The organism is Facklamia sp. P12937, from assembly GCF_050409505.1.
Lineage (GTDB): Bacteria > Bacillota > Bacilli > Lactobacillales > Aerococcaceae > Facklamia.
Window position 1 is genome coordinate 70,321 of record NZ_JBNUPI010000002.1, and the last position, 13,888, is coordinate 84,208.

The following is a 13,888-nucleotide window of genomic DNA, read 5'->3' on the forward strand; positions in this document are numbered from 1 at the left end:
AATTAATAATAGTCTGGCAATGTGATAATTAGGTGACATTATAGAATTTAATTTCAAATTTTGCCCCATTCTCAACATTTGAGACATTTATTTCTCCTTTATTCTTTTCAACGATACTCTTAGCCATGGCCAATCCAATTCCAAACCCATTGGAATCAGGGGTCTTATAAAATCTTCTAAAGATTTTTTTCAAGTTCTCTCTAGCTATCCCACCGCCATTATCTTGAATAGTAAGCGAGGTAAATAAAGGATTTCTCCTTGAATCAATCTTTATATGATTACATAGGGGACGATTATAGGCATTTTTTAAAATATTCGTCACTGCTTCAGCCAGCCAGTAAAAATCACCCTCTATAAAGAGAGTTTCGAGAGAATCACTCACTTCAAAATGAACATTCCTTCTAAAATCAACTGTTTCTGAAGCATATTCCACTAATTCTGCTAAATTTATCCTTTCTTTTTTCATGAGGTCTTCTTTTGCATCCAGACTCGAAAGCTTTAATAAAATATCTGAAAGTGTATTGAGTCTTAACAATTGTCTTTTTAAAATTAAAAGTTCCGACTTACTGGCTTCTTGGACTTCTATGGTTTCCAAAGAAAACTGCATACTTGTTATAGGTGTTTTAATTTGATGGGCAATATCTTCAAGGTATTCTATCTGCCTTTGAGCGTTATCGACAGTCTGTTCCCGAGCTTCTACTAAAGCAATAAATAATTTGTATAGACCATCTTCTAACATCGAAAAATCATCTTGCTTCATAGGCATGGTATAATTTTTTTTGTTCATATTTTCGATTAATTGAAGCAATTCATTGATTCTTTGCTTCTTTCTATATTCAAGCCAGTAATATAAGCCTAGTAGACTGAATATCCAAAGTATATATATCATTTAATCCATCCTATATCCTATGCCTCTAATTGTAGTAATTACATCCTTATCAAGCTTTTCTCTGATTCTCTTAATGGTCGATGTCAATGTATTGTCATTAACGTATTTATCCCTATCCTCCCAAAACATTTGCATCAGATGACTTCTTGTATAAACCCTGTGTGGATTTTTCAAAAACAATAGAAGAATCTCGTATTCAAGCGCTGTTAGATTAACGGACTGGTGATGATAATGAACTTGCGATCTTGTAAGGTCAATTTCAATGTCTTTGTATGCTAAAGTTTTACTTTCGGTCAAAGGAATCGTTCTTAAAACGGCATCCAGTCTTGCCCGAAGTATGGCCAAAGAAAAAGGCTTAATCAAGTAATCATCCGCCCCACTATCTAACAATCGTATAATAAAATCCTCATCATTCTTCACACTTGTAATAATGACACGAATATCTTTAACTTTTAACTGTTCAACTAAATGATGCCCCTCTTTGTCTGGTAAATTGATATCTAATAAAGCAACATCATAAGTAATATTTATTTTTTCCAAAGCTTCATAATAGGAATGAGCGATGTCTGCAAGATAGTCATGGCTCAGTAGATAATTTTGAATTTGATTTGCTATTTCTATATTGTCTTCAATAATCAAGACTTTATTCACTGCTAAATCCCCCCATCTTTTCATAAATAATTATACAAATTATAAATCATAAAGACACCCTATCTTTTTAGAATGAAATAACCCTCAAAAATTAGATTTGGATCTAACTTTTGAGGGAATTATAAGATAGAAATCCTTTCAATTCTCAACATAATCTGCTCCTTCAGTTATTTAAGTATATCTTTAGTAAAATTATAGAAGTAACTAACTTTTTGAATATTTGTATGAAGTGTGTTCAACTCTAATTAAATCGAAGGTTTAATATCATTTATAAAAAATCTCCAATCGTAATCGTATATAGAGGAAGTAGGTACAATTTATCAATTAAATATATTATGATCTTCTTATAATAACTGCATTCCTAATTACAAATAATCGTGGAAAAGAAGATATTAATAGAAATTCTTACGACAGTGAAACACAATTCCTTTTTAAAATAAATTAAAATCAGGAGGTTGATGACAAAGACCCACGTATCTCGACAAAAATAACGTCCTGCGGTTGCTTCCCTGGCATTTTAGCTGAACGGTACAATGCAAGGAATCAATAGTATCAACACAATCGATTGCTCATCAAAAATGCGTGGATATGATGAGCTAAGAGATGAAATACTGGTCTAACAATTACCATTTTATGGTATAGGTTGTACAATTAATTTGACTCTATCTATGGTAACTCATAGACAAAGAATTAACATTAAAACAATTACTAGATAAAATAATAACTTTAGGAAAGGAATTACTAAATATGGTTGAGTTAACTTATGGAATATTAGAATATACTAAAGCATATAATATTGAAGATTCTAGTAAAATTTATCGCATTATAGAAAGATAGGACAATTCCTTTATCCTTATCAATCAATTTGGAGAAATCTTTATAGCAGACAACAACGATTCAAATGAAGAATATGATGTTGACGATTATATTCGAATTGCTGTAAAAGAAAAAAGGTATATTTAAAAAAATTATGCAAAAGGTCTTCTTAAATAAATAGAGCTATTAGCTCTATCAAAAAAACTTTTCTTATAACTCTGATGAACAATTACTCGTTGCAAACGTTGATAAAATTTTCCCTTTAATTTCTGCAGATCAAAAATTTACTCTCTCTTAAGTTGAGAGATATTTATTAACTTTTAATTGTATGGCAGAAGATATTAGATTAACCCTTTCAAAAAAAAGATTTTATTGAAAAATCTAAAACGATTAAATCTTAACTATTAGAAAAATTCCCCAATATCAAGATTTATGAATCTTCTGTTTTTATAAATAATAAGATAAATGTCATTTTCATTTTTTATTTTTTATTTTCTTCAGATAAAACTGTCGTATCTAATTCATTATGACCTGTCAGTCTACATAAAGCATTGATCTGTCTTTGCATCTTTTTTGTTGTTTTTTGTTATCTGATAAATCTAATATTCCTAAAATCAGACTTACATAAAATAAGCCTACTAATATATATGGAAAAGCTATACATTACCTCCAAAATAAATTATTTATATGAATTTTATAATAAGAATTTTAATTTTCAATTAGAATTTGTATCATATGAGTAATCGTTAAAAAGGCAGTAATTCCGATTGGTTAAAAAAAGCTTGATCTGAATTTATTTTTACAGAGATATCGTAATTAAGATAATTATCTTGCTTAAAATTATCGATAACTTCTTTTTCGAATATAGACATTGATGATTTTGATAACAAAAATAGGAGGGTAATTCCTTCCTAGACTTTTTTAAGTTTGACTTATAGAAGTGAGAAAAAATCAACTTTAAATGATCCATAAATTAGTAAAGCTAAACAATCGAGAAATCCCTAACCAAAAAAATTTTAAATACTAACATCGCAAATGATAAATTCGAAAGTATAAATTCATTTCTCTATTTCTTGATTAATGGCAATATTTCATCATTCAGCTAAGTCAGTCACTCATTTTAGATTTTTAACTATTAAATCGGATTACCTGTTTATAGGATCATACAAACGTTTTTTTAGATCATCACTAGCAAGACCTAACTGATCTAATTCAATATATATTGCCATACAAAATGAACGAAATGCCGACCATTGGTAATATTCTTTATTATTTCTTCGCGGAAAATTTTCTCGATTAATCCACACTTTGAATTTATCCTCGTGTAAAATGTTATGAACAAATAATTCTTTAATAATATAGACTAGACGGTCCTCTTCATCATCTACCGGTTTTATTTCTATCTTTCTAAAGTAGTTCATAATCGCTTTCCAGATAGCTTCCAGATTCGTTTTATTAAATAAGGGGTGTTTAACGATTGCAACCATTAAATCTGCAGCATGTGCAAAGGTGTGAACCCACCCAAAACAATCAGCATATCCCGAAAAATCCAACTCTTTGTAAAAGTAAGTCAAGGTATCATTTTCAATTTTTTTAAACGCTTCTTTGTCTAAAAGTTTATAGTATATTGAGCCTTTTTCATTGTCGTATGTAACAATTAAGGAGAGAAGTAATAAGGAAAAAGAGCGTTTTAAAGTAGCTTCCCCTTTTTTATCAATTTCAAATAAAATAAAATCTTTCTCTAACAATTGGTCAATCATATACCTAACTTGATCTATTGAAAATAATTCTTTTGCCATTCCTCTGACAAAAGTCCTATAGATTAATTTATCTCTAATTTCTGAGTTAGGATGACCTCTATTATTAATTAACCATTTTATTTCATCCAAATTATAGTTTTGTGAATTAAACTTCATCTTCTCTAATAACTGTTCTTGCATTACTGATCTCCTTTTATAAGCTATACTCCTTATATTTTGTAGAGGTAAAGTTTAAATGAATTAGATTTTATAAAGACACACTAAATTTTTAGAAGGAAACAATCTCAATTCTCAAAACTTATGTATTCTACCCCAGGTAAATGTAACTCTTTAACTCGTCTTCCCATTTTATAAATAAATAACTTCATCAAATAGATTTAAGTAATCAGGATTCGTATTATGACTGACTAATATGATTGTTTTATCTAATTGCACTAATTTTTTAGTGAGATCGATTTCGAGTTCAGAATTCATCGCGGAAAATGGTTCATCCATTAATAAAATAGGCATTTGAGAAAGTATAGCTCTTTGCAATTTGATCATTTGTTTCTGTCCACCGCTAAGTTGACTACAATTATCACTCTTTAAAATTTTATTTTTGTGCTTTTCAGGTAAACTAATTTCTTCTTTTATTGTAAAACTATCAAATAGTGTGACATTATTAGCATAATTATCCGAAAAAACATTAGAAAACTGACTATTATAAAAAATAATTTCTCTTAATTGACGATAAGACAATTCTCTATTATCAATCAATATTTTTCCGTCCAAAGGTTGGAGATTACCAAATAGTATATTGAGTCAAGTGGACTTTCCTTTTCCACTCTCTCCAACTATTAAATACTTCATGTCTTTTTTTAATTTCATGTCTTAAAAAAAGCGAATGGATTCATTCATTTCCAATCGCCATGTGTTTTATTATGTTTTTACCTTGCTTATCAAGTAGGGCTTCTTATCCTATCCATCTTTCCTTTCTGATTTTTGGTACAAAGAAGACGATAGATTTTAATTTCTATCGTCCTTTTACGATAATTACCCTACTTGAGTTTATATGTTTTTATCTATCAACTTTTGATTTGCTGCTAATAACTCTTCATAATAATCATTATATGCTGGACTAAACTTTTTCATCAAAGGAATAGCTTTTTCATAATAACCTGAATCTTGCATATGCTTCTTCATTTTTTCTTGAATACGATATATTGGGTTATTTAGATAAACACTACTTTCCTTAAAAGACTGATATCTTTCTAACATTTCTTTGTTTTCCTCTAACCATTCGTCTGCATTATAAATAGCCTTTGTTTTTTCCTCATTTACCTCTTCAATGTTTGTTAGTGAAATGGTTTTTGATGCTTGGTCTATTGCTATCTTCTCATCTTCATCTAACTCAAAGTCAGGCATAGTATCTAAAAATTCAATATAGTCTTCATAATATTTTATCTTATCCTCTTTCAACGTATCTGTTAAAAAAGCTTTGTATGATAAAAAGAAAATTTGACCAATATATCCAGGAAATGCTCTTACTAACTTAGAATAAATCGATTCCTGTTGATCGATTAAAATCAATTGTTCTTTTACAGTGTTTATATCTAATCCCTCAAGGAGTAGTTTCAATATTTCAACTTTTCTGTTATCTAATTGTGATTTTATTTCTCTATCTCGAATGATAGTGGCTAACGATGACTTATTGGGTTCTTGTAAAATACCTTCAATTTCCTCTATTGAGCAACCTAATTTTCTATAAATAGATATTTTCTTCAGTATAGCAACCTCCTCATCAGTGTAAATCCTGTAATTATTCGACTCTCTTTCTGGACTAATAAATCCTTTTTCTTCATAATATTCTATGGCTTTACGTGTTAGACCTGTTTTTTCTCTCACTTCATTCATCAACATAGTACATACCTCCTTTTAAATCAAATATATCAGCCCCCCTAAGGGACAGGTCAAGAGATATTTAATAATTTGAAATAAGAGATCTGTAGTTTTTTTAATTAGAAGTTCTGATAGTTTTTTCAGTCCTTATTCTTTTATTATTAGAAATAAAATAGTGATGCAATGATCGATACTTTGAATAAAAAGAGGTTATTTTCTCTTGTTCTTTTTCAAAAAGCTGGTTATCAAATCTTTTAAAAATAAAGTACCATAAAGTTCACTATCTAACCCCATAGTGCCTTATTTTAATGGATTAACTTCGCATCCCCTGATAGGATCCTCTTCTTTCAAGCTCTTGATCAATAGCGTTTAAGACCTCCCACTTCTTCAGTGACCATTGAGGTCCAATCAATCGCTCACGCGGTGCATCGCCGGTTAATCGGTGAATAATAATATCCTGAGGGACATACTCCAATTGGTCACAGATTAATTGCACATATTCCTCCTGTGTCATAAATTTTAATCGCCCCGTCTGATAATCTTGGACCATTTTAGTGCCTTCCATCAAATACAAGAGATGAAGCTTTAAGCCTTGAATATCTGATTCTTTTACTACTCGTTTCAAACTCTCCATCATCATGGCGTAGTCTTCACCAGGCAAACCATTAATTAAATGGGTACACACAGGAATATGATGTTTTCTCAACTTGGCAACACCATCTAAGTAGCATTGGTAATCGTGTCCCCTATTTATATGGACGCTGGTCTGGTCATGAACAGTTTGCAGTCCTAATTCTACCCACATATAATACTTTTGATTCAATTCTGCCAAGTATTCAACCACATCATCAGGCAAGCAATCTGGACGCGTCGCTATCATTATGCCTACCACACCCTCTTCATGAATGACTTGTTCAAACCGCGCTTTTAAAACATGTAGGGGTGCATGCGTATTGGTAAAGTTTTGAAAATAAGCGATGTATTTTTGAACTTTAGGCCATTTTTTGTGCATTTGCTGGATCCCTTTTCCTAATTGAATAGGTAGCGGGTCCAACCGACTTTGAGCAAAGTCGCCCGAACCAGATTCCGAACAAAAAGTACAACCGCCAAAGGCAACTGTACCATCACGATTAGGACAAGTAAAGCCACCGTCCAGTGAGACTTTAAAGACCTTTTCGCCAAAATGATCCTTTAAATGCTTATTCCACGTTTGATAACGTTTATTATTTCCATTCATCTTTTTCATTCCTAACTTTTCATTTAAAAAAGACTGTCATGATGAATTCATGATCAGTCTAAGTATTTTATTTCGATTTGACATAAGTAATTCCGTTAGCTGCAGGCCCTCTGGACTGACCAACCACTCCGACCAGGACAATAATTGTCACTAAGTAAGGTGCAATCTGTAAGTAAACAGATGGAATACTCTCAATATAAGGAATACGTGACCCTAAAACTGCTAGGGATTGGGCAAAGCCGAAGAAAATAGCCGCTCCCATTGCGCCAAGCGGATTATATTTACCGAAAATCATGGCCGCCATCGCCATAAACCCTTGCCCGGCAACCGTCGAAAGTGAGAAGTTCAAGGTAATGGTATTCGCTAGAACACCCCCACCTAAACCACCAAAAAAGCCTGAAAGTAAAACACCAGCATACTTCATGCCATAAACATTGACACCTAGTGTGTCCGCTGCTTGAGGGTGTTCGCCGACTGAGCGTAACCTTAAGCCAAAAGGTGTTTTGAATAAAACGAACCAAGCGATACCCGCTAGTAAAATACCAGCATAAGCGGGGGCTGAAGTAGCTTTAAAGAAAATCGGTCCAATAAAAGGAATATCCGATAAAATGGGGAAAGTCGCATAACCAAAGGACTCTCTAATGGAAGGTGTTTCACCTTTACCATCAAATAATACTCTAACTAGAAAGACACCCAAAGCTGGCGCGATCAAGTTGATAACGGTTCCTGAAATGATATGGTCAGATCTTAAATGGACAGTGGCCAATGCATGGATAGCTGAAAGGAGGATACCTGCCAGACCTCCTGCTATCAAGGCCAACCAAGGGGTCAGATCGCCAAATTGATCCGCAAAATTTAAGTTAAAAACAACTGAAGCTAAGGCACCAATAACCATGATTCCTTCTAGCCCCACGTTAACAACCCCAGAACGTTCTGAAAAAACACCACCAATGGCTGTAAAAATTAGAGGAGCTGAATAAACAAGGGTTGAAGAAACGATAAGTGTTAGCAGATTAACTGACATTAGACTTCGCCTCCTTCTGAATTAGCTTTAGTGGCTATACTTTGTTTTTGTGGGAATAATTTATCTTTAAAATAAGTAATAATAAAGTTCGCTCCAATAAAGAAAATAATTATCCCCATGACAATATCTACGATTTCGGAAGGAATTTTAGCAAATAGCGCCATGGTCGATGCCCCTGTTTCTAAAGCACCAAAGAGAATAGCTGAGAAGATAATACCGATTGGATTATTAATTCCTAGTAAAGCGACAGCCATTCCGTTAAAACCAATAGCCGGTGCCACACCATTTTGAAGGTTAATGAATCCAAATTCACCCAAGCCATTCATTACGCCCCCTAAACCAGCTAAGGCACCAGAGATGAGCATGGCAAGCACAATGTTTTTCTTGTCAGACATTCCGGCATATTTAGAAGCATAACGGTTGAGACCCACTGAGGTTAATTCAAAACCAGTCGTCGTGCGTGACATTAAGATGCCAATGATTACCGCAGCAATCACTGCTAGGAAAATCCCACCATGTAGGGTGGAGTTTTTAGTTAATTGACTGAGCCATTCCATTCTTAGGCTGGCATTTTGACCAATTGAAGGCGTTCTATCTGCTCGATCGGTTAAGACATAGCGAATTAAATAATCGACAAAATAAATAGAGATATAATTTAACATGATGGTTACGATGACTTCGCTGGTGCCAAAATAGGCTTTTAAAACGCCGGCGATAGCTGCCCACAAGGCTCCGGCTAATGCTCCGGCGATAATAGCCAAAGGAATGACTAGCCAAGCAGGTGATTCGGGCATCATCAAGGCCACCCCTACGGATACAAACCAACCCCATAGGGCTTGACCCGAAAGACCAATATTAAACGATCCAGCCGTATAAGCCACCGCAAAACCCAGTCCAGTAAAAATTAAAGGAGCTGCTGCTCGGAAGGTTTGACCGATGGAAAACGGATTACCAAAAGCTCCTGTAATTAAAAATTTGTAACCTGTCACTGGATCATAACCAAAGGCCAACATTAAAAGGGCTCCAAAAACCAAACCAATAATGACCGAGGCTACGGAAGTAAATATTTTAGTTAATCTTGACATTAGTTACCTTCACTCCCTTCTTTCTTATTACGATTAGCCATTACTTCTTCAAAAGGCGTCCCGGCCATTAATAAACCTAATTCTTCTTCATTAGTTTCAGCAGCCGGGATATCGGCTACAATCTTACCATCAAACATAACTAATATACGGTCAGATAAGTTCATTATTTCATCCAACTCAAAACTCATTAGCAGAACTGCCTTGTTTTTATCACGTTCATTGATTAATGCTTGGTGAACAAATTCAATAGCCCCTACATCCAACCCACGTGTAGGATTCGCTGCAATTAAAATATCGGGATGCATCTCCAATTCACGCGCAATAATCGCTTTTTGTTGATTTCCTCCTGAAAGCGAACGGGCATTGACCTTTTCGGAGACCGTTCGGACATCATATTTTTTAATTAGTTCTTTTGCCCGCTTTTCTATTTCTTTAAAGTTCAAGAAATTAGACTTTGAAAAGGGCGAATGATAATAATCTTTCAATACAATATTGTCTTCTAATTTTCGATCGAGAATTAAACCGTATTTGTGACGGTCTTCAGGAATATGAGCCAGACCTTTTTGCGCAATTTGACGCGTTGTATAGTGGGTAATATTCTCACCATTTAAGTAAATCTCACCTGAGTTAGGTGGGATTAAACCAGTGATGGACAGAACTAATTCAGATTGCCCATTACCATCTATCCCTGCAATCCCAACAATTTCACCGTGTTTCACTTCAAATGAGAGCTTGTCTACAGCTACGATGCCTCGATGATCTTCAATATGGATATTTTGAACTGACAAAGCTACATCGGTCGGGTGTGCTAATTTCTTTTCGGTTTTAAAGTTAACGTTTCTTCCTACCATCATATTCGCTAAATCCACCGTTGAAGTTTCAGCCACATCAACGGTTTGAATTGACTCTCCTCGGCGAATAACAGTACAACGGTCAGCCACTTGCTTAATCTCTTTTAACTTGTGCGTAATAATAATTATAGACTTGCCTTCATTAGACAATTTATGCATTGTTTCCATTAGCTCGTCAATCTCTTGCGGTGTTAAAGAAGCCGTCGGCTCATCAAAAATTAAAATATCTGCACCACGGTAAAGGGTCTTTAGAATTTCCACTCGTTGTTGCATACCCACTGAAATATCTTCAATCTTAGCATCAGGGTCTACTGACAAACCATATTTTTTAGAAAGCTCAACAATTTTTTCGCGTGCTTGAGCCTTATCCACCACCAGTCCCTTGGTCGGTTCTTCACCTAGAATAATGTTTTCAACTACGGTGAAGGCTTGAATCAACATAAAATGCTGGTGCACCATGCCGATTCCTAACTCGACTGCTCTTTTTGGAGATCCGATTGTCACAGCCTTACCGTTCATATAAATCTGACCGGAGCTAGGTTCTAGTAAACCGGATAAGATATTCATTAAAGTTGATTTGCCTGCCCCGTTCTCACCAAGTAAGGCATGAATTTCTCCTTTTTTAAGTTCTAAATTAATCTTTTTATTTGCAAAAAAATCGCCAAACTTCTTGGAAATATCTCGCATTTCGATAACAGCATGATCCATGTTGATCGAAACTCCTTTCTCCATTGCTAATGTTCATAGTCCCTCATATTATATCGGATAATAGCATAAATTTCAGTAACAAATTTATTTTAATAGACCATGTTTTTTTAAAACTATTTTAATCATCCTTGGTCTAAAAATTAATCTTCATTTGATTCAATTAAGACTTGCCTTGGCTTACTCCCATCTTGTGCGGAAACTAAACCTTGTGCTTCTAGGTCATCAATCATACGGGCTGCACGATTATAACCAATTCTAAATTTGCGTTGGAGTTGTGAAATAGAGATAGTATCCTGTTCCTTAATCAACTCCACTGCTTCAATATAATATTCATCATCAGAGGCTTCTGAGTTTAAGACACTGTCTTCACTGACGACAATATTATCATCATAATCGGCTTGTCTTTGTTGCTTGATGAAGTCAGTAATGCGCTCTACCTCTTCATCAGATATATAAGCTCCTTGAACTCGGATCGGTTTATTCTTGCCCATGGGTTGGAAGAGCATGTCACCACGACCCAGTAATTTCTCAGCACCGACCGAATCTAGAATTGTGCGTGAATCTGTTCCAGAAGAAACAGCAAAGGCTAAACGAGAAGGAATATTGGCCTTAATAATTCCAGTAATAACATCAACCGAAGGTCTTTGCGTCGCTATAATCATATGGATACCGGCTGCCCTCGCCATTTGAGCTAAACGGATAATGGCATTTTCAACATCATTAGAGGCCACCATCATGAGGTCTGCTAACTCATCAATGATAACGACTATCTTCGGTAATTTCTCGTAGCCAGTTCCTTCTTCTTTGTTCCAACTCTCCACTTGTTCGTTATAGCCATCAATATTTCTCACCCCGCTTGTAGCAAATAGTTCATAGCGTCTTTCCATTTCTTCTACCACATTATTTAAAGCTCTAGCTGCCTTGCGTGGATTGGTAACCACCGGTGATAACTGGTGGGGTAAGTCGTTGTAGAGGGTTAATTCGACCTTTTTCGGGTCAATCATTAAAAATTTAATGTCTTCAGGTTTTGCCTTCATTAAAATAGAACAAATAATTACATTCACACCAACCGACTTACCTGAACCTGTTGCTCCAGCAATTAATAAATGGGGCATCTTGGTTAAGTCAGCCAGACAAACTGAACCTGAAATATCTCGTCCTAAAGGCACTTCTAAGAGTTTATCAGATTCCAAGCCCGCATCGACAATTTCACTAAAGGCGACTGGGCTGACTTGGGTATTTGGAACTTCAATTCCTATTAGCGATTTGCCGGGTATAGGGGCTTCCATTCGAATATCACGTGCTGCTAGTGCCAAAGCAATGTCATCAGATAAGGACACAATCTTACTTACCTTAACTCCCACAGCAGGTTCAATTTCATATTTAGTGACTGAAGGACCCAAATTGGCCTTCACTATCTTGGCATCGACCCCAAAACTTTCAAAAGTCAATTCTAATTTTTTTATATTGTCATTAATACGTTGATATTCTTCCGACTGGTCGACTACTGGTAATTTTTTTAGTAGCTTTTTCCCAGGGAACTGATAGGTTTTAGATTTCTTTTGTTTGGTTTTGGTTTGCTTTTGTAGTTCTTCCTTACTTAAAACCTGATCTAAGTCATCGTCAGTTAGAGCTTGCCTTTGATTACTAGCGTCTTGCCAATGACTAGCAGTAGCTAAGACATCTGCTTTATTAGGCGTTTGTTTAGAAAGTGCCTCATCAGCCATTTCGTCTTGTGCTATGGCTGTTTCAATTTCTTCTAGGCTTTCTACTTCCTTCGTTGGTAAAGGATTCAGCTGCTCTTTTGTCATTGAATCAATCGATTGACTATCAGCTTGAGAATGCGCTATTTCTTGATCGTGCATCTGATCAAAGAAGTCTAAATCCAAGACACGTCCTTCTTCTTGGGATAAACGTTTGGAGTTTAAAGATTTTTGCTGATAATCTTCTTGACGATAAGGCTTAAATTCATATTCTGTGGTGGGGTTAAAAGCGGGTTGGTCTTCTCTTTCGAAGGTTGGCATATAAGCTGTTCGATTGTTAAATGAAACATCCTTTGGAGGAAGACTTTGTGTTTCTTCTGTTTTCATAAAGAAGGAATAGAAACGACTAAATAGTGTTGTAAATACATTTTGCTTTTCTTGCTTTGATTCATTAAGTTCGTTGCCTTCAATATTCATAACCTCATCAGGATTTTCTTCCAATGGACTAGCAGCGATGATGTTTCGTTCATCGTTAAGATCATCACCTTTATCTTGGTAAACCTCTTTAAGTTCTGAAAAATCAGGAAAAAGTTCTTTAAAAAGATTAGTCATTTGGCTAAATAATTGCTGAATGGCTTGCCAACCGGTAATTAAAGGGCGATCTAAAAGAAAAATTAAGCCGATAAAGAAACTAACAAAGAAGAAGAGATAAGATCCCCATTTACCAAATAAATATCCGATACTGACATAAAGACCTGCTCCGACCAATCCACCCCCTAAGCTAGAAATACTTTGTTGAGATAATAATTCCTTACGGTAGATTCGAAATGCATGCTCAAACGCCGACTGCTGAGTATTATTTTGTAAGTAATCGTAATACTCAATAAAGTGTAAAGACCCTGCTAATGCGATTATAATTAAAAAACCACCTAAGAGTGGTCTCAAAGGTACATTAATTACTCTTCCTTTTAGCATCATCATGGAACCTAAGAATAAACTGGTATATAAGAGAAGTCCGTAACTTTCACCTACCATTAAACGAAAACCATTAGTTAGCATTAAACCCATAATGCCCCAATTGAAAATAGCGACTAAACTTAAGAAAGTAATTAATATACCTAAAAATAAGTAGATTGATTGGTACTTCATTTGATTGGGTGATTGACTCTGACGCTTGGATTGTTTTTTCTTTTGAGCCATTCACATCACATCCTTTCAGAACTCTCGTGCATGGGTTATTATATCATTTATGATAAATGATATCGAACAAATTATCGTATTTCTAA

The 13,888-nt window shown here is 34.7% G+C and carries 10 protein-coding genes; all 10 read right to left on the reverse strand.

Annotated elements, in window-relative coordinates:
- Positions 1–28 precede the first annotated feature (28 nt).
- Entirely contained in the window at positions 29–889 is an 861-nt protein-coding gene (locus tag ACQV2R_RS01155) for a sensor histidine kinase (protein ID WP_428891707.1), read from the reverse strand.
- Positions 890–1,540, reverse strand: coding sequence for a response regulator transcription factor (locus tag ACQV2R_RS01160; protein WP_428891708.1), 651 nt, complete (start codon positions 1,538–1,540; stop codon positions 890–892).
- A gap of 1,961 nt (positions 1,541–3,501) precedes the next feature.
- Positions 3,502–4,296, reverse strand: a complete 795-nt coding sequence (locus ACQV2R_RS01165; protein ID WP_428884928.1) for a DUF2785 domain-containing protein — start codon at positions 4,294–4,296, stop codon at positions 3,502–3,504.
- A 168-nt stretch (positions 4,297–4,464) separates the two neighbouring features.
- Positions 4,465–4,911, reverse strand: coding sequence for an ATP-binding cassette domain-containing protein (locus tag ACQV2R_RS01170; RefSeq protein ID WP_428873837.1), 447 nt, complete (start codon positions 4,909–4,911; stop codon positions 4,465–4,467).
- A 252-nt stretch (positions 4,912–5,163) separates the two neighbouring features.
- On the reverse strand, positions 5,164–6,015 hold the full coding sequence (locus ACQV2R_RS01175) for a MerR family transcriptional regulator (protein WP_428891709.1): 852 nt from the start codon (positions 6,013–6,015) through the stop codon (positions 5,164–5,166).
- Between the two features lie 292 nt (positions 6,016–6,307).
- Positions 6,308–7,240, reverse strand: coding sequence for a TIGR01212 family radical SAM protein (locus ACQV2R_RS01180; protein ID WP_428891710.1), 933 nt, complete (start codon positions 7,238–7,240; stop codon positions 6,308–6,310).
- 58 nt (positions 7,241–7,298) lie between these two features.
- Positions 7,299–8,255, reverse strand: coding sequence for an ABC transporter permease (locus tag ACQV2R_RS01185; RefSeq protein ID WP_428873775.1), 957 nt, complete (start codon positions 8,253–8,255; stop codon positions 7,299–7,301).
- Positions 8,255–9,340, reverse strand: coding sequence for an ABC transporter permease (locus ACQV2R_RS01190; protein WP_428873777.1), 1,086 nt, complete (start codon positions 9,338–9,340; stop codon positions 8,255–8,257). Before ACQV2R_RS01190 ends, ACQV2R_RS01185 begins: the two co-directional genes overlap by 1 nt.
- Positions 9,340–10,899 (reverse strand): ABC transporter ATP-binding protein, encoded by a 1,560-nt coding sequence (locus tag ACQV2R_RS01195; protein ID WP_428881727.1) that lies wholly within the window; start codon positions 10,897–10,899, stop codon positions 9,340–9,342. The genes ACQV2R_RS01190 and ACQV2R_RS01195 overlap by 1 nt, the downstream gene beginning before the upstream one ends.
- 140 nt (positions 10,900–11,039) lie before the next feature.
- Positions 11,040–13,802 (reverse strand): DNA translocase FtsK, encoded by a 2,763-nt coding sequence (locus tag ACQV2R_RS01200; RefSeq protein WP_428891711.1) that lies wholly within the window; start codon positions 13,800–13,802, stop codon positions 11,040–11,042.
- Positions 13,803–13,888 lie beyond the last annotated feature (86 nt).